The organism is Methylomonas methanica (assembly GCF_001644035.1).
GTDB lineage: Bacteria > Pseudomonadota > Gammaproteobacteria > Methylococcales > Methylomonadaceae > Methylomonas > Methylomonas methanica_A.
In genome coordinates this window covers 43,125-64,822 of record NZ_LUUG01000044.1, presented here as the reverse complement: position 1 = coordinate 64,822, position 21,698 = coordinate 43,125, and the positions used below count along the sequence as shown (strand labels likewise).

Genomic DNA, 21,698 nt, shown 5'->3' with positions numbered 1-21,698 from the left:
AGACATGAACCAAGCCACTTTAGGAAAGTGCACTACGTTTTTGGCGTCGCATGAACGCCATTGCAAGCGCTCCTAGTGGCAACAAAGCAAGGGTGCCGGGTTCCGGCACGGTGGAAGCATTAAGATCAAGATCATCCATAGTAAAGCCGGAACCACCCTGTGTGGAGAACACTAAAGAGGAAATTCCATGCGAAGAGAATTCGGTCAATGAGTTGGTCCCAAGATTGGAACTGGTAGGTGAAGTAAAGCTAAATAGCAGGTTATGGGCAACGTCAAATCCTGAGAATGTCATCTGCTCGGCATATGTAAAATAAGCTGAAAACAGGTCGAAGGGATTATCGGCACTAATCGTCAGGCTACCCGACAATGCGGCCAAAACGTTCTGGCCAGAGTGAGGCGGAAAATCAAATTCGTTCAGAGACACACCAGCAGTGAATATGTTCCCCCCGGAAAATTGAAGCCCACTAATTTCGTTAGTTAGCGGGGAGCCATCTGTGAATGATTCGAAGTCGATCGACATAGCTTCAGCGTCTCGGTAACCAAGACCAAAGCTGAAGGCTAACGCGAAAGTTAGAATTTGTGTTATTTGCATAGATTAACCCTTATAGTCAGTTGATAATTGCCTTGGAGAATCTGCAATCATTTTTCTGATAGCTTTGAATTGTTAGTGTAAATATTGATTTGAAACAGATTACCCCATTGATATAGCGGCAAAACTCATTCCAAAATATTATTATTTTATATAAATCAAATGGTTAATTTTTTTTTGAAAAAATAACAAAACATAGAAATGTAAATAATACCGACAGTAGCGACAATGTTTTACTGAAGATCCAATAGAGAAGAACCATTATTTTCCCTGAGTCAGGTGCGTCACTAGTCTCTTGCCGGGTTTCCTAATTTGTAAAATTATCCGACACTTTTACTGTCGCATTTGTCCGATATACACTCCCACGCATGCGAATAGAATTGATTGAAAAGCTGTGTAAATCTTGCTATCCCATACAGACTAACTTTCCCGATACTCCCATAGAGCGTTGAGCGAAGGTGTTAAAAGGTACACTGTAATCGACTGTCCGCTTATCGTTGGTATATTGCCATTAGCCAATTTTGGTCGAATGACTCTTCTGGGTCGATTACCACAATTCATCTCGTCCAAAATCCGTCATTCAATCCCGGCGTAATCGTATCGGAATCGATGGCCTGGTTTGCATCGTAACAGTTGGCTGACCTGAGGTGGAATATGCAGTCGAATCACTAACAATTTTCCCTGGTTGTTGTGCGGTTGTCGCAATCCTGTCTCGAAATAATACACCCAAACTGTGACACATCCCTGAAAGTCCTGGTAATCCGGGGCTTGCGGGCGCTGCTTTCCATGGCATTGATATTGCTGTGGGTCAATTGAAAACCATTGGGATTTTCAAGAGGGCGGCAGGCGCGTGCCAAAGCCTGTCGCCGATTTTTTGGCAATGTCATTAAGGTGATGAGATGAGCGAAGTTCTATGGGTGGGTTTGATTATGTTGATTGTGGCAGCCTGTGCGTTCGCGCCCTTGGGTTGCATGTTGTCGGCTTATGCAAAGTCGAGTAAATCCGCCGGTGCCAGTAAAGCCGAGGCAGGTGATGCCGGTGATTCCGGGAGGGGCCTGCCCGAGGATTCCATCCTCAAACGGCATTTTTTGACGCAATTGCAAAGCGAGATTGAAGCAACCTTGTTTCCCCGGCCAACCGATTCGATGCTGCAACGGCATTACGATTCATTGGTGGCGGCCAAGGTAGAAAATCGTTTGCAGCTTATCGGAAAATAACCCTCTTTCCGTCGGTGTAGGTGCGGATAATTTCGCACCTATCTTGCCGATTCGATTCGTATCTTCCGGTTTTTTCTGCGCCATCGTGTATTTCGCTGGCATTCTCGTCGTCCGATTAGCGAAAATAGATCGCAGATGTGTCGCTTTACGGCGATTCCCCTGTCACTTAATCCAGGCTTTGCATGCTAAACGCCGCCGATCTCGACACCTTGTTTCTGACCTTTCGCGTCGCCAGTCTGGCTACCTTACTGTTGCTGTTGTTGGGCACGCCGCTGGCTTGGAAGCTGGCGCGCAGCCGTTCGCGCTGGAAAGGTGTTATCAATAGCGTGGTGGCGTTGCCTTTGGTGTTGCCGCCGACGGTATTGGGTTTTTATTTATTGGTCTTGATGGGGCCGGCCGGGGTGGTCGGGAAATTTACCCTGTGGTTGGGTATCGGCACCTTGCCGTTCAGCTTTGGCGGTTTGGTGGTGGCGTCGGTGTTGTATTCGCTGCCGTTCGTGGTGCAGCCTTTGCAGAATGCCTTCGTGGCGGTGGGTGAGGCGCCTCTGGAAGCCGCCGCGACCTTGGGCGCCGGACCGCTGGATCGGTTCTTCAGCGTGGCCTTGCCGTTGGCGAAGCCGGGATTTTTAACCGCCGGCGTGCTGGGGTTTACCCATACCGTCGGTGAATTCGGCGTGGTATTGATGGTTGGCGGCAATATCCCCGACAAAACCCGCGTGGTTTCCGTACAAATCTATAACCATGTCGAAGCGCTGGAATACGGGCAAGCACATTGGCTGGCCGGCGGTTTACTGATCTTCTCGTTTTTGGTGTTACTGCTGCTCTACAACAGCCAACAAACCCAAACGCTGACGCAATCCTTGAAATGACTATGTCCAAAGTGCCAAGTATTCAGGCCCGCTTGCGTCTGGCTTACGACCAATTCGATTTAGATGTCGATTTAAACCTACCTGCCAGCGGTGTGACGGTACTGTTCGGTCACTCCGGTTCCGGTAAGACCACGTTGCTTCGTTGTATCGCTGGTTTGGAGCGGCCAAAAGAGGGCTTTTTGAAAATAGGCGCCACCCTTTGGCAGGACAGCGACAGCGATTTTTTCCTGCCTACCCATCAGCGTAATTTGGCCTATGTATTTCAAGAAGCCAATCTGTTTCCGCATTTATCGGTGCGCGGCAATCTGGATTATGCCGTGCGGCGCTTGCGTGCCAAGGACCGGGTATTTTCCTTGGAGCAGGCTATCGAATTGCTGGCGATAGCGCCGTTGCTGGACCGCTTGCCGGCCCGGCTATCCGGCGGCGAGCGGCAACGCGTGGCGATAGCCAGGGCCTTGGCCGCCAGTCCGGATGTGTTGTTGATGGACGAGCCGCTGGCTTCGCTGGACGAGCAACGCAAGCAGGACATCCTGCCTTACCTGACCGGCTTGCATCAGAACCTGCAAATACCGATTCTGTACGTCACGCATTCCTTGCAGGAGGTCAATCAACTGGCAGACCACCTGCTGGTGATGGCCGCCGGAAAAGCGCTGGCCTGCGGGCCGCTGGCGGAAACGCTGACTCGGCTGGATGGGCCCATGGCTTTGGATCGGCAAGCGGCCAGCGTCTGGCAGGGCAAGTTGATCAGCCACGAAGCCGAATATCACCTCAGCCATGCCGAATTCGCCGGCGGCAGCTTGAGTTTGCCGTATATGGACATGCCGGTCGGTAGCTCGGTGAGAATCAGAATTTATGCCCGCGACGTCAGTATTACCTTGCAACCGCCGGAAGCGTCCAGCATCTTGAATATTCTACCGGCAGGGGTGTTGGCGCTCAGCGAAATGGGGCAGGGCCAAACTGTCGTGCAGTTGGCGGTGGGCGACGAAGTTTTATTGGCGCATATCACCCAAAAATCGGCGATGTTGTTAGGTGTGCAGCCCGGCATGGCCGTATACGTACAAATCAAGGGTACTTCCATAGTACGGTAAGCATTACCGCTCATTTTTACGGTTTGGCAGTTAGTTCTACTTTGTCAGATTAGAAGGAAGTCCGTCATACCCGCCGGGATACCCACAGGGCACAAGAGCGGGTATCCAGTGCCATGGATGGCGAGCTTCGAACCATCCATGGCACTGGATTCGCTTCGCGGTCTGCCGGCTCCGGCAATCCATGCCGGAATGACGACCTTTGGCAATGTGATACCCGAAATCTGACAGAGTAGAATTAAGGCAGCGCTGATTTATTCATCACCGTCGTTCCGGTGAAAACGGGAACCCGGAAAATTCAAAGCTCCGGATCTCCGCTTTCGCGGAGATGACGATTTAATCAGTGTTGCCTTAGCTTGCCGAGTCGATTTCTTGTCGCTGGAGCGCATTTCTGCCGTATGAAATGTGATAGCCCTCAAAAAACGCAATGAATTTTTCGATGTTGGCGGGTTGCGAACGCCTTATCGGCATTTAGCGACTATCTTGTAAACGGCTTGCCGGAGAGGGTATCGCTGGATGGATAGCCGACGGCCCCGCGTCAAAATAGTTGTCATCTCAAAATAATAAAAAAATGAAAGCAAAGATATGGCTTGATGGCCGGTATCAAATACAAGCGACGAATCGATTAAACCTGTTTCTGTTCGGTATGGCGCTTAACCTCAATCTTCTCGGGAGCGCGGTGGCCGACAACGCGCCGGATATCGAAGATTTTTCCATAAACGAACTCATGCAAATGGAAGTGTCGTCGGCTTCCAGAAAGTCGCAGACCGTCTCAGATACCGCCGCGGCGGCGTTCGTGATTAGTCAGGAAGACATTCGCCGCTCAGGCGCCACGAGTATTCCCGACGCACTTCGCCTGGCGCCCGGCCTTGAGGTGGCGCAAATTAACGCCAGCGTCTGGGCGGTTACCGCGCGGGGCTTCAATGGCCGTTACGCCAATAAATTATTGGTATTGATGGATGGTCGCAGCGTTTATACACCGCTATTTTCAGGTGTATTTTGGGATTTACAGGATACGCTGATGGAAGACATCGATCGTATCGAAGTAATCCGTGGGCCAGGTGCGGTGATGTGGGGTGCCAATGCGGTAAACGGCGTGATCAATATTATTACCAAGAAGGCCAAGGACACCCAAGGCAATCTGTTCGTGGCCGGCGGCGGCAACCAGGAACGCGGCTTCGCCGGTTACCGGCATGGTGGCCGCATCGGCGACGACGGCAGTTACCGGGTGTATGCCAAAACCTTTGAACGCGACACCTTTGTTAACTCAGCCGGAGAAAGACTGCACGACGACTGGCGCTCGGTGCAGGGTGGTTTTCGTATCGATGACCGCATCTCCAACGACAGCCGCTACACGGTGCAAGGCGATGTTTACCGCAAGACCATAGGCAACACCGTGGTGCCGCAAACCGTACTGCCGCCGTTTAACCGCGAGTTTAACGTCGACGAGCATGCCGATGGCGCCAACCTGCTGGCGCGCTGGGAAGGTAATTTCAGCGACGGTTCCGAATTTATGCTGCAAGGCTATTATGACCGGGTCAATTTCAGTGCGGCGGCGCTGTCGGACAATCAAGATATGCTGGACATCGATTTTCAGCATCGCTTGCATCCGAATGCCGACCACGACTTGATGTGGGGCGCCAGCTACCGGTTTATTCACAGCACGACCGTCAATACATCGGCCATCGCCTTTACGCCCAACAGCTTGGGTTATCACAACGGCAGCGTCTTCGTGCAAGACGACATCACGCTGATAGACAACACCCTGCGCTTGACGCTGGGTACCAAGTTGGAAGAAAGCCACTTTGGTAATACTCAAGTGCAGCCCAACGCCCGTTTAATGTGGACGCCGGACCAAGTGCATTCGGTATGGGCTTCGGTTTCTAGGGCGTCGCGGACACCGGCGCGCGGCGAAGCCCAGGCCAATGTGGGGCTGGGCGGCGTGCCAACCGGTTTGCCGGCGCCTTTCGATCAGATTCAAGTCATCGCTCAGCCCAACCCCAATCTCCGCGCCGAAAAAATCTTCGCCGCCGAAATCGGTTACCGCACTCAGTGGACCGAAAAATTCTCCACCGATATTACCGCCTTCAGCAACCATTACAGCGATTTGGTGCTATTCCGCCGTGGGGAGTTGGTAGGGCTCACCCAGTCGTTGATCTGGAGTAACGCCCAGCAAGATTTCACCACGCGCGGCATCGAGATCGCCAGCGAATGGCATGTGTTGGATTGGATGCGCTTCAGCGGCAATTACAGCCATCTGAAAATGGAAATTCCCCAGGACCCGCTCAATCCGGATATTGCCGGATTGAGCCCACGCCATCGCGGCTCCTTACGCTGGCAGATGGATTTGCCGGAAAAAATCAAGCTCGACTTTACACTGCGCCACGTTGGCCGCTTGCATTCCACCAGCCAGGCGGTGCCGGCCTACACCACCTTTGATGCCAGACTGGCTTACGAGCCCTATAACGGTGTGGAGTTCGCCGTCATAGCCCAAAATCTGTTCTCGCCCAGCCATCCGGAATATAAAGATTCATCCGCGCTGTCCTTGCCCAGTAGTGCTGTGGAAGTGCCGCGCTCGATCTACGGCAAACTCAGCTGGCGCTTTTGATTTTTCAACCCGTAAAGAGTATCGACCATGCGTAAGCTTTGGAAAAAATTGCCCTGGATTATTGCCGGGATTGTGCTGATTGTCGGCCTGCTGAAGCCGCCGTTATTGCCTTGGCTGTTATTAGTGTTAACCGTGGCCGCGTGTTTGTTCCTGCCGCGCCGTGGCTTGATAGGTCCGGTCGAATTGCCGGCCGACGATGCCTTTTTACCTAGCGAGCAAGTGCAATGGTGGTATTGGACCGGGCATTTATTCACCGATGACGGTCGGCGGTTTGGCTTTGAAATTGTGTTTTTCTCGTTCGACAGTTGGGTGGTTTTTCGCGATCAGCTGGTGCAGGCGGCGGTTACCGATGTGAATGGTCAGCGTTTTTCGTTCGAAGAGTTCGTTGAGTTTCATCTGCCCAATCGCACACCCAACGGCTTCAATCTGACTTCCGGTGCCGATAATAAAGTCACGGCGGCTGGTGGCGACGGCCATGATCGTTTGCACGCGCAAGTCGGCGACTATGTGCTGGATTTGCAGCTCAACGCCAGCCAGGCGCCGGCGCTGCATTACGGCGGCGACCCGCATCCTTACCGTTTCGGCGGCTATACCTACTATTATTCGCGCCCGAAAATGGCGACCACCGGTACTATCAGTATCGGCGGGCAGACTTTTCAAGTCAGCGGCAACAGCTGGTTCGACCGGCAATACGGCGAACTTTACCAAGCCATACTGCAAGGCTGGCAATGGTTTGCGATCGAACTGGAAGACAACCGGCAAATCATGCTGTTCGACTTCAAGGGTAGCGACACGTCGGTAGAAAAATCCGGCTCGATTACCGACGCTCAAGGGCAGACTGTTACGCTGGCGGCGCACGAATTCACGGTAAACGTGCTGGGCGAATGGACCAGTCCCAACACCGGCTGTACGTATCCCTCCGGCTGGGCAGTCGAGGTACGAGGGGAGAAATTTACCGTGCAGCCTTTGGTGCAGGATCAGGAATTGCGCGCTCAGCATACTCTTTGGGTTGGGCCTACATACTGGGAAGGCGCGTGCAGCGTGGCTGGCGCCGCTGCCGGTAATGCCTATGTGGAACTGAACGGTTTTTGCCGTTGCCCCGGTAGAGGCGGTTGAGTATTGAGGGTTCTAAAAATCAAAGAAATTCCATTCTCTCTGTGGTACGGAGGGAGAATGGACTGTTTCGCTATGACGTCACCCTAGAGGGATAGAAAGTTTTTAGATATTCCGTTATTAACCATGCCCTTAAATTCCGTGAGTTCGTCATGCCTGCGAAGGCGGGAGCCGTTAGACTGCGCAGCGAATCCAGGATAGCCGCTGAACTCCCGCCTTCGCGGGAGCGGCGATATTTAAAGCCAGGGTCAATAAATGATTTACGCTTCGCCTAGAGACGCAAGCCTGTCCCGGGCAAAGTTGCTGGGTTTGTGTCTCTGTACATTAACAAGCATGATTGCGGGCACGCTCCAATCAAAAATATCGCAAATCTACCCGGACGTTTGTTGACCAACACCTGATGCAAAAAGGACCACGCATACATTACGAAACGACCAACGTGAAAAGTCTGCGCTGCGCACCTGGCGTAATGGTGGGCATGGTCAAAAGCTATCTGCGCAAGCGTTTTTTTGCGCCGCAATCCAGACGCTATTCTGCGTGCAAATGGGTTCTCGCCTGTTTTTGCCTGCTGGTGCCTGACTGGCAGGTATTGCCGGCCGCCAGTCTGTCGGAAGCGCAGATCAAAGCCGCCTATCTATACAATTTTGCCAAATTCGTGGAATGGCCCGCCGACGTATTGCCGCCCGGCGCGGACATTTTGCTATGTGTGGTCGGCAATAGCGTGCTTGACGGTGAGTTGCAGGCTCTGGACGGACGCAAGGCCGGCGAACGCACCTTGCGGTTTGTCCAGCATAACTATACCGATCCCGATCTGAATAATTGCCATCTGTTGTTCCTCGGCAGCTCCGAGAAAGCACACGTCGTGGTGACCTTAAAAGCGCTGCGCGATGCGCCGGTGTTGACCTTATCCGACATCGACGATTTTGCCGAAAAAGGCGGCGGTATCAGCTTGCTGTTTCGCGACAACAAGGTGGTATTTGAAGTTAATCTGGAACCGATTCGTAACGCACGGCTGCATTTACCCGGCCAACTGTTGAATATTGCCGCCATCGTTTACGGGAGATAGTTTGATGCGCGTTTTGCCCAATTTTGCCCACTGGTCCCTGCGGCGCAAACTGGTGTCCATCATCATGTTTAGTTGCGCGGTATGCCTGTTCGTCAGTCTATCGGTAATGGTGGTTAGTTCGGTGGTGAGTCGCTATCGAGGCGTGTTGCACGAATTGTCCAGTTTGGCGGACGTGTTAGCCGAAAACGGCCAAGCCGCGCTGGTGTTTGCCGATAAAGCCGAAGCCAGCAGGTTGCTGGAGTCGTTGAAAGACCGGCCGGAGCTGTATGCGGCCTGGATGGTGTCCGCCGATGGCGGGGTACTCGCGTCATGGAGCCGTGGAACGGCGGATATCGGCATACCCAGCGACTACCGCCGACCCTTCCGCGAACTGCGCACCAACTTCTGGAGCCGGCGCGCCGAGCTATTCACGCCGGTGATCAAAAATACCGAGCTTGTCGGCTACGTGTTGCTGCAAGCCGATTTCACCGCACAATGGAACGATCAACTGGCCGACTTGGGCAAGAGTTTGGGGGCTGCGGGGCTGGCGCTGATATTGGTCTACCTGTTGGCAATACGCTTGCAGCGCATCATTTCCAAGCCGATAGAGGAGTTGGCTACGGCCGCGCGGCTTATCGCCGAGGATAAAAATTACGCGTTACGCGTGGCGCAGCGCGACCGGGACGAGATTGGCGATTTGGTGCAGGCCTTTAATACCATGTTGGGCGAGATCCAATTGCGCGACGAAACCCTTACCGGCCATCGCGACCGTCTGGAAGCCGAAGTGGCGCAGCGCACCGACGAACTATTGCAAGCCAAAGAGGAAGCAGAAGCCGCCTCGCGCTCCAAGGGCATGTTCCTGGCGAACATGAGTCATGAAATACGCACGCCGATGAACGCGATCATCGGCTTGTCGGATTTGGCGTTGAACAGCGAGCTGTCGCCCAAGCTGCGGGATTATCTAAGGAAAATCCACACCTCATCGTTGGCTTTGTTGGGGATTACCAACGATATTCTCGATTACTCTAAAGTCGAAGCCGGCCGCATGGAATTGCAGACCGAAGCGTTTAGTTTGGAGGATGTGCTGGAGAATGTGCTGAATCTGTTCATCGTCCGCGCCGAGGAAAAAGGCCTGGAACTGGTGTTGGAACTGGACTCCGCCTTGCCGCCGCGCTTGATCGGCGACGCGCTGCGCCTGGGGCAAATATTGAACAATCTGGTTGGCAATGCGGTGAAATTTACCGAGGCCGGGGAAATTCATATCAAGGTTTCGCAGTTGGCAAAAACCCACGGCTACTCCACCTTGAGTTTTTCGGTGCGCGATACCGGTATTGGGATGTCGGCGGAACAGCTTGAGCATTTGTTTCATGCCTTTACCCAGGCCGACGGTTCGATTACCCGCCGCTTTGGCGGTACCGGGCTGGGATTGACCATCAGCAAGCGGCTGGTGGAAATGATGGGCGGTAATTTAGCGGTGCAGAGTCAGCTTGGCGAAGGCAGCTTATTCGAGTTTACGCTGTTGCTGCCGTTTCCGTCCGAGCAGAAAGCGCGATCGATTCCCGGCCATCTGCAAAGCATGCGGGTGTTGATCGTCGACGATTTGGACATTTCCCGGCAGATGTTGCGCGATATTTTGCTGGCCTGGGGCTTTCAGGTCGAGGAAGCCGCATCCGGGGCCGAAGCCTTGGAAGCGCTACGCGCCGCCAACGATGCCAATCGGGATTTCGAGTTGGTGTTGCTGGATTGGAAAATGCCCGGTCTGGATGGTGTGCAGGTTACCCGGGAAATTCGCGAGATGGTGCGCCGCACCGAGATTCGTAGCGCCCCGGTCGTGATTATGGTGACGGCCTTCAGCCGCGAGAAATTGTTAAGTGCGGCGGGCGATGCGATACCCGACGATATTTTGGTCAAGCCGGTGATGCCTTCGACCTTACTCGAGGCCTTGACGCGTTTGCAGGGCGGCAATACCGAGCAGGGCATTGAAAAAAGCCGGCCGCTGCTGGCTGGCATGGCGGCCTCAATACGCGGTGCCCGCATCCTGTTGGTGGAGGACAACGAGGTCAACCAAATGGTCGCCAGGGAATATCTGGAAAGCTCCGGCTTGCACGTCACCGTGGTTAATAACGGCCGGGAAGGGGTCGAGGCGGTCAGGAAAACCCGCTACGACGCGGTGTTGATGGACTTACAAATGCCGGAGATGAGCGGTATCGAAGCCACCCGGCTGATCCGCCAGGATGCGCGCTTTGCCGATTTGCCCATCATTGCCATGACGGCAGCGGTGCAAGAGCGCGAGCGCAACGATTGTTACGCTGCCGGCATGAACGATCATATCGGCAAGCCGGTGTTGCCGCAGACTTTGATGGCCGCCTTGTTGCGCTGGATAAAACCGTTGGGACGCAGCGCATCTGTCGAGCCGGCGCCGCCGAAGTCAGAGTCTATGGTCTCCGGCTTATCCAGGGAATTGCCTGGATTCGATATGGAGTATATTCGGCTTATGATCGGCGAGGACAGTCGTAAATTACAGCTTTTGTTCGAGTGTTTTAGAGATAAGTTTGCCGATACAATGCAACGCCTAAGAGCGTTGCACAGCGCCGAAAAAACCGAGCAGGCGGTGGATTTGCTACACAATTTGAAGGGAGCCGCCGGCGTGCTGGGCGCTGTCGAACTAAGCCGGGCTGCGGCGAATTTGGAGGATGCCTTGCAGGCCGGTATGCCGTTCGACGCTTGCCTCAGCGCTTGCGAGACCAGTCTGGCGGCAACCCTGCGCACGATTGCTGATTTCACCGCGACGGGCGCCGTTGCCGACCCGCGGAACGAAGCTGCGGATTGGGCGGCGGCAAACGAGTTGGCCGGCCAGTTGCGCGGCTTGTTGGAGGGTAGCGATTTTGTGCCCAATGACTTAATCGAGCAATTGAAGATTGCGCTGCCTTGCCCGGAAACCCGGTTACTGATAAAAAAAATAGAAAAACAGGTCGGCAATATCGACTATGGTCAGGCTAGAGTGACGTTGGCCGAGTTGCAAACCTGGATAGCGTCACAGCGACAAAACAGAGGATAGTCATGACTGCCGAGATCTCCAAGCCCTTGATTTTGATCGTAGACGATACGCCGACCAACATTCAGGTATTGGCGGAAAATTTGATCGACGAGTATCGAATCAAGGTGGCGGTCAGCGGCGAGGCGGCGCTGGAGGCAATCGAGCGGCAAGGCCCGCCCGATCTGATCCTGCTCGACGTGATGATACCCGGCATGGACGGATATGAAGTGTGCCGGCGTCTGAAAAGCGACCCGCAAACAGCGGCTATTCCGGTGATATTTGTGACGGCGATGAATGCGGCGACCAACGAAGAATACGGCCTGAATCTCGGCGCGATGGACTACATTACCAAGCCGTTTTATTTGCCGGTGGTCAAGGCGCGGATCCGTAATCATATTCGCCTGAAACGGATGACGGATATGTTGGAAGCGATGGCCTGGATGGACGGCCTGACCGGCATACCCAATCGGCGGCGTTTCGATCAGGTCTTGGAAAATGAATGGAAGCGAGCGCAGCGCAACCAGTTGCCGCTGGCTTTAGTGATGGTGGATGTCGATTACTTTAAAACTTATAACGACTGTCATGGCCATGGCGCGGGCGATATTTGCTTGCGGCAGGTGGCAACGATATTGGCGGCCTCGGTGAGTCGCTCCGGCGATTTGGTGGCACGTTACGGCGGGGAAGAGTTTGTGATGCTGATGCCGGAAACCGATGCAGAAGGTGCGCATCGCGTATCCGAATTACTATGCCGGCGCGTTGAAGCGCAGCAAATTCCGCATACCGGCTCCAGCGCTTCGCCTTGGGTGACGATTAGCGCCGGTTTTGCGGTAGTAGTGCCGGCTGTGCAACAGTTGCCGTCCGAATTGTTGGACGAGGCTGATCGGCAGTTGTATTTGGCTAAAGAAAGCGGTCGAAACGGTGCGTGCGGTGCCTATTCGACCGTGTAGCTCGGCCGCGTGTTCGCTGGCCGAGCTATGCGGGATTTTTTAAGCAGCGACAGCCGAAGCTTGCACCGATTGCAGGAAGTCCTGGCAATCGGCGTTAATCAGCTCAAAGCCCATTTTCGCGCTAAAGCGTTTTTCCTTGTCGGTAGGGTTTTTTCTTAAAAACCAGCCTCTGTGTTCGTCGGCACCGTAGGTGATGTCGCTCATGACCATCCGTTCGGAATCGCGATTGAGCGGCAGACCCAGCAACAGGTATTTTTTGCCTTTGCGGTAGTCCTTTAAAAAATCTGGAATTGCGAAGCCGCCCATCAGCTCGGTGATGTAATCGACATAGTCGGCATCGGAGGCGATGTAATTGGATTCGGGTTTTGGTGTGCCCATCGGTTTAAACAAAATCGGCAGGTTTCTATCGACTTGTTCCTGCGGAATTTCGAAATAGTTGCTGCCGTCGTAATGAAAAATTTTGAAACGAAAGGCGGTAGCGACGATCCGCGCGACGCCGATAATCAGAGTGTGTTCTTCGTCGGCATAGCTGTCTTGGAGTTGGGTGTCGCGGTTAACGTCGACCACATATTTGGGCCGCCATTCTTTTAACCAATCGTGCATGGATGCGCGGGTGTATTGAATTTGTCCGTAAGTCTTGTCGAGAAACTGCGATACATAGTTGCGGCCGCGCTTCAGTTCCTGGTTCATCGCCGCGCGCGGAAACTCGTACATCAGTTTCGGCGCCATGGGTTTGCCGCCATTCATCGCCAAAATCAGGCTGTTGCTGTCGGCAGGCATCGGCTCTTGCGTCAGTTTGCTTTTGGCATCGAACACCGCGCCCGGCCCCAGATAGGGAATGACTTGATTATCGTACAAACCGCTTAGAATTTCGGAAAATACCGTATTTGACATAGTTGGCCCCAGCTAAATGAAAAGTAATGCTTAACTAATGCAAAATTCAATCCAGTTTGTTTAACTGCTTACAGGCCTTGTGCCGTATGGGTTGAGGGTTTTTGCGGTGCGGGTGGAAAGGCAACAACCGTATAAACTTAGGTGAAATTGTCGTAACTGCGACAAATTTGCAGAGCGATGGACGACACACGGCTGCGCTTGAAGTATTCGCTAGAATTAAAAACATTTATTGCAAAGAGACCGGCCGTTGTTAGCGGTTTGGATTTGCCGGCCCAGAATAGCGGCTCAAGTCGTTTGCTCGAAAATAAATCACTTTGGCCTGACAATGCATAATAATCGGGCTAAAGTTTTGCGAAAGCGCATCAGGCTTTGACCGTGCCGTGTTCGATCAGGCCCGGACGGGCCGTATTGAGACGCCGATTTTTTCCGATCAGCGCGCCTGCTTTTCTATAGTTGCTAGGAGAGGTATAGCCATGTCCGACATGCTTATTCTGGGTACCCGCAAGGGCACGGTCATATTTGAGCGGACGAACGTTGCTTGGCGTCCGCGTCCCATCGCTCATGCCGGCATTCCGGTCTGCTACGCCGCACGCGATCCGCGCGACGGTACCTTATGGGCTTCGCTGGATCACGGTCATTGGGGGCCGAAGCTGTCGCGGTCGCGCGATGGCGGCAAGACCTGGCAAGATACGTCGTCATTGAAGTATCCGGAAGGGGCGCGCTACATCGTCAAATATCTACCAACGCCGGATTTCGATCCTGAAGCCCCGGTTGGACAACCCGAATACCAGGATGCTACGGTGTTCAAGATCTGGCATCTGGCCTTCGGCAGTGCCGAACAAGCCGGCAGGATTTACGCCGGCACCATCCCCGGCGGACTGTTTGTCAGTGACGACGGTGGTGACAGTTGGACGCTAAACCGGCCGTTGTGGAATCACGAGAGCCGGGGTGGCGACTTGTTTGCCGGCGAGGCGACCAGCGAGAATCGCTGGGGCGGCACCCCGGCCAGTATCGACTACGGCGTATTCGAGCCTGGCATTCATTCCATCGTTGTCGATCCCCGCGACCCGAATCGGATCCATGTCGCCGTATCGTCGGCTGGCGTACTGGAAACCGCCGACGGCGGCCAGACTTGGCAAGGTCGAAATAACGGCTTGTTGATGGACTATCTGCCGAATCCGGCGGCGGATTGGGGTCATGATCCGCATTTTATGACCAACTGTATCGGGCAGCCGGATCATCTCTGGCAACAAAATCATTGCGGTGTGTTTTATAGCGACGACGGTGCGCGACATTGGCGCAAAGTCAGTCTGGCGGATGCGGGCGTGCATTTTGGTTTTCCGATTGCTGTCGATGCGCGTGACGGTCGGACTGCGTGGGTCGTGCCTGCTCGAGCGGATTCGGAACGGATGGCGATTGGTGGCGGTTTGTGCGTGGCCCGGACGACGGACGGCGGGCAGACTTGGCAAGCGTTTCGCGCTGGCCTGCCGCAGGAACATGCTTACGATATTATCCTGAGGCATGGGCTTGATATTGCCGGCGATTGCCTGTGTTTTGGCAGTACCACCGGCAACGTCTATTTGTCGGAAGATCGGGGCGAGACCTGGCAGTGTCTGGGTAACCATTTTCCGCCGGTCTACTCGGTGCGCTTCGGTTAAGCGACATGCCCACAGTAAAAATGACGTCGCATCTTTACCGGTTCTTTCCGGCGCTGGAGGACCGAGCCATTACGGTGCCGGCCGGCTCTGTGGCGGAAGTTTTGCAAGCCGTCAACCAGCTTGCCCCCGGTTTTACCGATTACATATTGGATGAACGCGGGGCGCTGCGCCGACATGTTTATCTTAGCGTTGACGATGCCATAGTGGTCGATAGGAAGACGCTTTCGGATCGCGTCCCGGAGCATGGGGTTGTCTACATTTTTCAGGCACTGAGCGGCGGATAAATGCTTTTGCCGGAAACCATCCGATTATCCAAGCACAGGCTAATGCCAGCCACCGTATTGAGTTGTCGGGTCGCCGCGAAAACCGGATGTGGTCTTGTTAGCATCGGGCACATGCGCAGTACTTTCCGCTGCTTGCACCATATTGTTATGGGTATAGCCGCCCATGGTCTTGGCTTGTTTGGCGATGGCGGTGGTCGTGGGGTTAATGTCGTATTTGCTGGCGTCGGGATGGATCACCACACTGATTAATTGTGCGTCTTTCGGCGCGTTGGGGCCGGGCGTGTAACTTAGAATGACCGGTAAATCGGTGCTGGTGGGTACTTGAATTTCATAGCGCTGGCTGTTGTTGAGTTCGGTACTGGCAAGCGTTTTCCCGTTTTCGGAGAGTAAGCTAACGGTGCCGGTTTTGAGCGGTCCGGCGTTGTCGCTGACAGCGCCGAGCAGCGATGTGGTGCGCAGGGTTTGTTTAACGGCGGCTTTGCTGGGGGCGCTTGATTTTGCTTGGTCCTGGCCGCAACCGGTCATTATTCCGCCGCTCAGCAGGGTAATGCCGGCGATCAGGGCAAGTGTGAATGTAGTCGGGTTTTTCATCTGTATCTCCGTTGAACTCAGTTTAAGATACCCGCTAAATCGGCTTGCGACAAGCAGGGTTTGCGCGCCAGGAATCGGCGTTGCGTGCTCAGATAGCAGTTGAATAAAGCCGCCAAGGCCGTTATAGTTGCCCAAATTTTATACTTGTAAATCAATGCTATGCCATCATTCGACATCGTTTCAGAACTCGACAGCCACGAAGTGACCAACGCAGTGGACCAGGCCAATAAAGAAGTCGCTACCCGATTTGATTTCAAAGGCTCCAATGCCTGTTTCGAACAGCAGGACGACAGCATCGTGATGAAAGCCGAATCGACCTTTCAATTGCAACAAATGTTGCCGATTTTGTATGCCAAAATGGGTAAACGCGGCATCGATATTTCCAGTTTGGAAAGTGGCAAGATTCAGGACACCGGCAAAACCGCTCAGCAACCTATAACCTTGAAGCAGGGTGTGGGTACCGATCTGGCGAAAAAAATCGTCAAGCTGATCAAGGATAAGAAACTAAAAGTCCAGGCCGCGATCAACGGCGATAAGGTGCGCGTGACCGGCAAAAAACGCGACGACTTGCAGGAAGTGATTCAAATGTTGCGCACGGAAGACTTGGAGCAACCGTTGCAGTTCAACAACTTTCGCGACTAGCTTGGGTTCCGAAGTCTAAGCTAACTAAGAGGTTTGTCATGGCGGGCCCGCGGACGTGGATTCTTCAGGACATCAACTAGCTGACCATGTACGCCAGCTAAAAGTTTGATCCGTTCGCGCCGGGCTTGCGCAGTGAACATCAGCAACTTGTTCGAAGATTTCGTTAAAACTATCGGGGGAGAGCGATATGCGAACGGTAATGATCGGTCAAAAAGTGCCGCCCTTATCGGTTTCCGAATGGGTGCAGGGACAGTCTGTCAATTTCGAACAATTGCTTGGACAAGTCGTGTTGGTGGCGGTGTTTCAAGTCAACTGTCCCGGCTGTTTCTTGTCTTGTTTGCCGCAGGTCTTGGCGTTAAAACAACGTTATGCCGAGAGCGGTTTGACCGTGTTGGGACTGGCCACCGCGTTTGAGGACTTCGATAAAAATAATCTGCAAAATTTAAAACGTTTGCTCGAAACCGGCGAAGTAATCGGCGAAACCTTTAGAGTGTTAAATGGGCGAGGTCTGTTGCAGGACGGCAAGTTACCGTATCGCATCGATTTTCCGGTAGCAATGGATAGATTGACCAAGCGCGAATTCGGCAGTATTGAAAGCGAAATTGACGCTTTTATCAGCCAACGCTTGAGTGATTTGGAGCAAGACATCGGTTTGCGACAACCGCATGTGCGAGCGCAGGTAAAACAATATCTACAAACCCTGGATTATCACGCCGAAACTTTCGAGTTTTTCCAGTTACAAGGTACCCCATCCTATATCCTGGTTGATAGAGCGGGCTTGCTGGTCCAATCTAAGTTTGGCGCATATCCCGATCTGGAAACCGATATTCTCAAGCTGTTGTAACTCCCGTTTGGGTGCCCCAGGTTAATGCTGTTTCACTGCAAAGTTATTGAATGCGGCCGGTGAATGTCAAACTTGCCCTCGCAGGGATAATTTAAGCGAAGCAGTTACAAAGCCAGCGACTGCTCGTGCTGAAATCTTAAGGCGACATCCGTGTCTAGTGTTAACGTTTTTTAGCAAGCCAAACCCGCCGTTTCCGGATAAGTCAGGCTGGGGTATAGCAGCACAACTTCGTCTTACGCGCGCACTTTACGGCGCAGACCAATCAGGCCAGCCAAAGCTGAGCCAAACAACCAGACAGCACCAGGAACAGGCACTGCGGTGGATCCGCCTTCAACAAACGGCGTAAATACCAGACTTTGTGATGATTGTTTTTTCTCGATCAATGCGGAATCACCTACATTGAAAGATTCAGCGGTTAAGTCGTTTTGGATTCTGACGCGAACATCGGCATTACCCCAAGCAACAGGCGTATTCAGCGTAGCCGAGGCCGACCAAGTGCTTAGCGGGCAGCCGGACGATGTGGCGCAGGAGTCTGTCAATGGCCCGGCGGAAAAGTTGGTCGCGATATGGTCCACCCCATTCCACAGATTGGTTAAACGCAATTGGCCTGATGCATCGACCGAAGGCGCCAAGGTGATGCTGCCGGAACGATTGACTAGGCGGTAGTCGCCGTTTTCCACCAGGCTTACGCTACTCAAACTCAGATTTGCATCGGGTCGAATGTCAAACTGCACATTGCTGTTGGTGAACACTGTGCCTTGCGTACCGGTTGCTTGGGCTTTAAAGTTTAACGGCGAGAACAAAACGCTATTGCCGTCACCCGATAAAGTCGGAGCGCCAAACAAGCCTAAATTGGTATCGTCATAGATAGCAGTGAAGCCGTTGCCGTCCAGCGAAATTAATGCCGCCGAGGCACTCCCGCTAAATATTGAAATTACCCCGGCAAATGCCAGGAGCCACGAGTTAATTTTCATAAAAATCCCTAAAACTTTAAATAGGCAAGTTGACTTCGAGTTGCGACCAGTCGTCTCAACTAAAGGTCTATCGAAGTCGGTTAAAGTGTGCTGGCCGCATTGTGTTTGGAACTTTTCAACGCGTTGCCGCTTCCATTGCCAGCTACCTACGTCCAGCCTTTTGTCGAGAAAACCTCGAGTAAAAACAAAGTCGTCGGTATTCTTCCTAGAAATTCTGTCTTAGCGACCTAACAGAGTTTCGGTCGGTGCGCAATCGTACGAATTGTCCAAGTCAAAACGGTTACCGATCCGTGAAGGTTTGAAGAAATGTATTACAAAGGTATTCTGCCGATTGCATGGATGGCTGTAGTGAAAGCCCAAGGCGAGTCTTTGATTGTTTGAGACAAAACAGCACGAGCGGCGGACGATAATGCCAACCTATACCTAACAATTCAGGTCATGGTATCGTTGCGCGACTTTTTTTATCCTTGTCGCTTTTTCAGGAAACGCCCATGACCGAACCCTTGCTGATCGCCAAATCCCAAACTGCCGAACTGTGTCTGCTGCCGACTATGGCTAACCGCCACGGCTTGATCGCCGGCGCGACCGGTACCGGCAAAACGATCACACTGCAAACCCTGGCCGAAGCGTTTTCGCAAATCGGCGTGCCGGTATTCATGGCCGATGTGAAAGGCGATTTGTCCGGCATCAGCCGGGCGGGCGGCGGCAATGCCAAAGTTGAAGCGAGGTTGGCGGAGTTGGGGATAGCCGCCGACTATACGGCGATGCCGACCCTGTTTTGGGATGTGCTGGGTAAAAAAGGTCATCCCTTGCGTTCGACCGTGTCGGAAATGGGGCCGTTACTGCTGGCAAGGATGCTGGATTTGAACGAGGTACAAAGCGGCGTTCTTACAGCAGCATTTAAAATTGCCGACGACAATGGCTGGCTTTTATTGGATTTGAAAGACCTGCGGGCCTTGCTGCAATATGCTTCCGAAAATGCAGCGGAGTTGTCTAGCGAATACGGCAGCATTTCGGCGGCCAGTGTCGGCGCGATCCAGCGCGGCTTGTTGCAACTGGAGCACGAAGGTGGCGAGAACCTGTTCGGTGAGCCGGCTTTGGATTTTAACGATTTTCTGCAAACCGACGGCGGCCGGGGCGTGATCAATATTCTGGCTGCGGATACCCTTTATAACTCGCCGCGCGTTTACGCCACCTTGTTGCTCTGGTTGTTGTCCGAACTATTCGAAAATCTGCCGGAAGCCGGCGATTTGGATAAACCTAAGCTGGTGTTTTTTTTCGACGAAGCGCATTTATTGTTCAACGACGCACCGGCTGCGCTGCTGCAAAAAATCGAACAAGTGGTGCGCTTGATCCGTTCCAAGGGGGTGGGTGTGTATTTTGTCAGTCAAAACCCCTTGGATATTCCCGACGTGATTTTGGGACAGCTTGGCAACCGGGTGCAGCACGCTTTGCGCGCTTTTACCCCGCGCGACCAAAAAGCCGTGAAAGCCGCGGCGGAAACCTTTAGAGCCAATCCGGAGGTGGATGTCGAAACGGCTATCACCGAACTGGGTGTGGGCGAAGCCTTGGTATCCTTTCTCGACGCAAAAGGTACGCCCTTGCCGGTACAGCGGGCGATGATCAAGCCGCCAAGCTCGCACGTTGGCGCGGTCAGTGATGCCGAGCGCCAGGAGTCTATCAGTACGTCCGTGATTGCGGGTCACTATGAAAAACAGGTTGATCGCGAATCGGCCTACGAAATTCTGAAAGGCCGCGCGGAAAAAGTTGCGCCGCCGGAGCCGGCCGGCGAGAGCGGCGATTCCGGATCAGGTTTCAATTGGGGCGAAGTGTTGTTGGGCGGCGTGGGTGCCGCTACCAAATCCCGACGAGGCCGCAGCAGCGGCGGACAAAGCGTGCTGGAAGCCGCCGCGAAAAGTGCCGCGCGCAGCATCGGCCAGGAAGTGGGTAAGCAAATCATCCGCGGCGTGTTGGGTTCGCTGTTGGGTGGTCGGCGCTAACGCCTAAAACATTGCTGACATAACGCTGTCAGGAGGGCTGTTTTAGGATGACGGCTCTTTTAATCACAACGAGGACAACATCATGATCAACAACTTAGCAACCTGGTTTGAATTACCCGTCATCGATATGCCGCGCGCGCAGGGTTTTTATCGCGGCGTTTTGAATGCATCGTTTAAGGATGAGGAAATGAGCGGTTATCAACTGGGAATTTTCGATGCCGAGGAAGGCGCGGTCAGCGGTATGCTGGTATTGGGCGAGCACTATCAACCTAGCGCGACCGGCGCAGTGGTGTATTTCAACGGCGGCGCCGATTTGAACGAGCCGCTGGCCAAGGTCGAGGTAAATGGCGGCAGCGTGTTGATGCCAAAAACACCCATTCACGACGGCGAATGTGGCTATTTCGCGATGTTGCTCGATAGCGAAGGTAACCGCGTTGGCCTGTATTCCCAAGCTTAAAGGTCAATAAAACCGGCGGGCAGTTTAACTCTTGACTGCCCGAATTGCTGATGCGCCGCGCTGATCGTCTATTCCAAATCGTGCAAATCCTGCGTAACCGCCGGCTGGTTACCGCCAAGGCGCTCGCCGAGCGTCTGGAGGTTTCCGAACGTACCATCTATCGCGACATCCAGGTATTAAGCCTGTCCGGCATTCCTATCGAAGGCGAGGCCGGCGTCGGCTATATGCTGCGCCACAGTCTGGATATTCCGCCCATCATGTTTAGTGCTGCCGAACTGGAGGCCTTGGTAATTGGTGCGCGGATGGTGAAAACCTGGGCCGGCAAAGAGCTAGGCCATTCAGCGCAGTCGGTACTGGATAAAGTGACGGCGGTAGTGCCGGCCGAATTGCGTGAGCAACTGGAGCGCAGCAAATTATTCGCGCTACGTTTTTCGCCGCGCGAAGATTTGGATGTGACCATGGATATTTGCCGCAAGGCACTAGACGGCAAGCGCTTGCTATCCATGGATTACCGCCGCGCAGACGGCACCTTCAGCCAGCGGCGGATCAGGCCGCTGGGCTTATATTTTTGGGGCAACGTCTGGACCTTGGTGGGCTGGTGCGAACTGCGCGGCGACTTTCGCAATTTCCGGCTGGATCGTATCCTGCGCGCGCTGGTGCTGGACGAAGTGTTTACCGACGATGCCGGCCAAACCTTGCAGGATTTTATTCGGCGGATGCAGTGTTTGTCGCAATGAGATTTTTCCGTATGGTAATGATTCGGGTTGCCGAAAATCAGGTTTTCTCTATCATGTCTGTTTAAACCGGCGTTCTTGCCGGTGTTTTTCATTTCATCGACTCTCTA

Annotated in this window: 19 protein-coding genes; 15 read left to right on the top strand and 4 right to left on the bottom strand. The window is 53.6% G+C overall.

Translation table 11 applies throughout. The annotated features are described in order from the left end of the window. Positions 1-19: 19 nt before the first annotated feature. Positions 20-592, bottom strand: coding sequence for a PEP-CTERM sorting domain-containing protein (locus A1332_RS02370; RefSeq protein ID WP_064006973.1), 573 nt, complete (start codon positions 590-592; stop codon positions 20-22). Positions 593-1,488: 896 nt separating this feature from the next. Between A1332_RS02370 and A1332_RS02365 the strand changes: the two genes are divergently transcribed. The 8 genes from A1332_RS02365 (at position 1,489) to A1332_RS02330 (ending at position 12,510) form a co-directional block, all read left to right on the top strand. Continuing rightward, a complete protein-coding gene (locus tag A1332_RS02365) occupies positions 1,489-1,806 on the top strand; it encodes a hypothetical protein (RefSeq protein WP_064006972.1) in 318 nt (105 codons plus the stop codon). A gap of 182 nt (positions 1,807-1,988) precedes the next feature. Continuing rightward, complete coding sequence (modB, locus tag A1332_RS02360; protein ID WP_064006971.1) at positions 1,989-2,675, top strand: molybdate ABC transporter permease subunit; 687 nt, start codon at positions 1,989-1,991, stop codon at positions 2,673-2,675. 11 nt (positions 2,676-2,686) lie between these two features. Further along, positions 2,687-3,763 (top strand): molybdenum ABC transporter ATP-binding protein, encoded by a 1,077-nt coding sequence (gene modC, locus A1332_RS02355; protein WP_419865980.1) that lies wholly within the window; start codon positions 2,687-2,689, stop codon positions 3,761-3,763. A gap of 568 nt (positions 3,764-4,331) precedes the next feature. Then, the gene (locus tag A1332_RS02350) at positions 4,332-6,368 is read left to right on the top strand and encodes a TonB-dependent receptor plug domain-containing protein (protein ID WP_231890190.1); all 2,037 of its coding nucleotides are present in this window, start codon (positions 4,332-4,334) and stop codon (positions 6,366-6,368) included. 27 nt (positions 6,369-6,395) lie between these two features. Beyond that, the gene (locus A1332_RS02345) at positions 6,396-7,484 is read left to right on the top strand and encodes a lipocalin family protein (protein ID WP_064006969.1); all 1,089 of its coding nucleotides are present in this window, start codon (positions 6,396-6,398) and stop codon (positions 7,482-7,484) included. Positions 7,485-7,881: 397 nt separating this feature from the next. Next, positions 7,882-8,547, top strand: coding sequence for a YfiR family protein (locus A1332_RS02340; RefSeq protein ID WP_064006968.1), 666 nt, complete (start codon positions 7,882-7,884; stop codon positions 8,545-8,547). A gap of 4 nt (positions 8,548-8,551) precedes the next feature. Then, positions 8,552-11,584: a hybrid sensor histidine kinase/response regulator gene (locus A1332_RS02335; RefSeq protein ID WP_064006967.1), complete on the top strand. Its 3,033-nt coding sequence runs from the start codon at positions 8,552-8,554 to the stop codon at positions 11,582-11,584. Positions 11,585-11,586: 2 nt separating this feature from the next. Next, positions 11,587-12,510, top strand: a complete 924-nt coding sequence (locus A1332_RS02330) for a diguanylate cyclase domain-containing protein (RefSeq protein WP_064006966.1) — start codon at positions 11,587-11,589, stop codon at positions 12,508-12,510. A gap of 39 nt (positions 12,511-12,549) precedes the next feature. Here the strand turns inward: A1332_RS02330 and A1332_RS02325 are convergent, their stop codons facing one another. Continuing rightward, positions 12,550-13,404, bottom strand: coding sequence for an SIR2 family protein (locus A1332_RS02325; protein ID WP_064006965.1), 855 nt, complete (start codon positions 13,402-13,404; stop codon positions 12,550-12,552). Positions 13,405-13,877: 473 nt separating this feature from the next. On the opposite strand from A1332_RS02325, the gene A1332_RS02320 reads away from it, so the two are divergent. Continuing rightward, positions 13,878-15,062: a WD40/YVTN/BNR-like repeat-containing protein gene (locus tag A1332_RS02320; RefSeq protein WP_064006964.1), complete on the top strand. Its 1,185-nt coding sequence runs from the start codon at positions 13,878-13,880 to the stop codon at positions 15,060-15,062. Between the two features lie 5 nt (positions 15,063-15,067). Then, the gene (locus A1332_RS02315) at positions 15,068-15,346 is read left to right on the top strand and encodes a MoaD/ThiS family protein (protein WP_064006963.1); all 279 of its coding nucleotides are present in this window, start codon (positions 15,068-15,070) and stop codon (positions 15,344-15,346) included. 39 nt (positions 15,347-15,385) lie between these two features. On the opposite strand, the gene A1332_RS02310 is transcribed toward A1332_RS02315, so the two are convergent. Further along, positions 15,386-15,937 (bottom strand): hypothetical protein, encoded by a 552-nt coding sequence (locus A1332_RS02310; RefSeq protein ID WP_064006962.1) that lies wholly within the window; start codon positions 15,935-15,937, stop codon positions 15,386-15,388. Between the two features lie 159 nt (positions 15,938-16,096). On the opposite strand from A1332_RS02310, the gene A1332_RS02305 reads away from it, so the two are divergent. After that, positions 16,097-16,579 carry a YajQ family cyclic di-GMP-binding protein gene (locus A1332_RS02305; RefSeq protein WP_026602211.1) on the top strand — a complete coding sequence of 161 codons (483 nt, stop codon included), beginning with the start codon at positions 16,097-16,099 and terminating at the stop codon, positions 16,577-16,579. Positions 16,580-16,766: 187 nt separating this feature from the next. Beyond that, positions 16,767-17,423 (top strand): hypothetical protein, encoded by a 657-nt coding sequence (locus A1332_RS02300; RefSeq protein WP_064006961.1) that lies wholly within the window; start codon positions 16,767-16,769, stop codon positions 17,421-17,423. Positions 17,424-17,656: 233 nt separating this feature from the next. Here the strand turns inward: A1332_RS02300 and A1332_RS25570 are convergent, their stop codons facing one another. After that, positions 17,657-18,397, bottom strand: a complete 741-nt coding sequence (locus A1332_RS25570; RefSeq protein WP_064006960.1) for a hypothetical protein — start codon at positions 18,395-18,397, stop codon at positions 17,657-17,659. Between the two features lie 491 nt (positions 18,398-18,888). Here A1332_RS25570 and A1332_RS02290 point away from each other — a divergent pair, with 491 nt between their 5' ends. The 3 genes from A1332_RS02290 (at position 18,889) to A1332_RS02280 (ending at position 21,591) form a co-directional block, all read left to right on the top strand. Further along, entirely contained in the window at positions 18,889-20,397 is a 1,509-nt protein-coding gene (locus A1332_RS02290) for a helicase HerA-like domain-containing protein (RefSeq protein ID WP_064006959.1), read from the top strand. An 82-nt stretch (positions 20,398-20,479) separates the two neighbouring features. Then, on the top strand, positions 20,480-20,854 hold the full coding sequence (locus tag A1332_RS02285) for a VOC family protein (protein ID WP_064006958.1): 375 nt from the start codon (positions 20,480-20,482) through the stop codon (positions 20,852-20,854). 50 nt (positions 20,855-20,904) lie between these two features. Then, the gene (locus A1332_RS02280; RefSeq protein ID WP_064006957.1) at positions 20,905-21,591 is read left to right on the top strand and encodes a helix-turn-helix transcriptional regulator; all 687 of its coding nucleotides are present in this window, start codon (positions 20,905-20,907) and stop codon (positions 21,589-21,591) included. Positions 21,592-21,698 lie beyond the last annotated feature (107 nt).

What these genes read in the sequence shown, in the direction of transcription:
- A1332_RS02280 (WP_064006957.1), top strand. Translation starts at nt 20,905, where the DNA reads ATGCGCCGCGCTGATCGTCTATTCCAAATCGTGCAAATCCTGCGTAAC.
- A1332_RS02290 (WP_064006959.1), top strand. Translation starts at nt 18,889, where the DNA reads ATGACCGAACCCTTGCTGATCGCCAAATCCCAAACTGCCGAACTGTGT.
- A1332_RS02325 (WP_064006965.1), bottom strand. Translation starts at nt 13,404, where the DNA reads ATGTCAAATACGGTATTTTCCGAAATTCTAAGCGGTTTGTACGATAAT.
- A1332_RS02335 (WP_064006967.1), top strand. Translation starts at nt 8,552, where the DNA reads ATGCGCGTTTTGCCCAATTTTGCCCACTGGTCCCTGCGGCGCAAACTG.
- A1332_RS25570 (WP_064006960.1), bottom strand. Translation starts at nt 18,397, where the DNA reads ATGAAAATTAACTCGTGGCTCCTGGCATTTGCCGGGGTAATTTCAATA.
- A1332_RS02300 (WP_064006961.1), top strand. Translation starts at nt 16,767, where the DNA reads ATGCGAACGGTAATGATCGGTCAAAAAGTGCCGCCCTTATCGGTTTCC.
- A1332_RS02285 (WP_064006958.1), top strand. Translation starts at nt 20,480, where the DNA reads ATGATCAACAACTTAGCAACCTGGTTTGAATTACCCGTCATCGATATG.
- A1332_RS02305 (WP_026602211.1), top strand. Translation starts at nt 16,097, where the DNA reads ATGCCATCATTCGACATCGTTTCAGAACTCGACAGCCACGAAGTGACC.
- A1332_RS02340 (WP_064006968.1), top strand. Translation starts at nt 7,882, where the DNA reads ATGCAAAAAGGACCACGCATACATTACGAAACGACCAACGTGAAAAGT.
- A1332_RS02330 (WP_064006966.1), top strand. Translation starts at nt 11,587, where the DNA reads ATGACTGCCGAGATCTCCAAGCCCTTGATTTTGATCGTAGACGATACG.
- A1332_RS02365 (WP_064006972.1), top strand. Translation starts at nt 1,489, where the DNA reads ATGAGCGAAGTTCTATGGGTGGGTTTGATTATGTTGATTGTGGCAGCC.
- modB (WP_064006971.1), top strand. Translation starts at nt 1,989, where the DNA reads ATGCTAAACGCCGCCGATCTCGACACCTTGTTTCTGACCTTTCGCGTC.
- A1332_RS02310 (WP_064006962.1), bottom strand. Translation starts at nt 15,937, where the DNA reads ATGAAAAACCCGACTACATTCACACTTGCCCTGATCGCCGGCATTACC.
- A1332_RS02350 (WP_231890190.1), top strand. Translation starts at nt 4,332, where the DNA reads ATGAAAGCAAAGATATGGCTTGATGGCCGGTATCAAATACAAGCGACG.
- A1332_RS02315 (WP_064006963.1), top strand. Translation starts at nt 15,068, where the DNA reads ATGCCCACAGTAAAAATGACGTCGCATCTTTACCGGTTCTTTCCGGCG.
- A1332_RS02345 (WP_064006969.1), top strand. Translation starts at nt 6,396, where the DNA reads ATGCGTAAGCTTTGGAAAAAATTGCCCTGGATTATTGCCGGGATTGTG.
- A1332_RS02320 (WP_064006964.1), top strand. Translation starts at nt 13,878, where the DNA reads ATGTCCGACATGCTTATTCTGGGTACCCGCAAGGGCACGGTCATATTT.
- A1332_RS02370 (WP_064006973.1), bottom strand. Translation starts at nt 592, where the DNA reads ATGCAAATAACACAAATTCTAACTTTCGCGTTAGCCTTCAGCTTTGGT.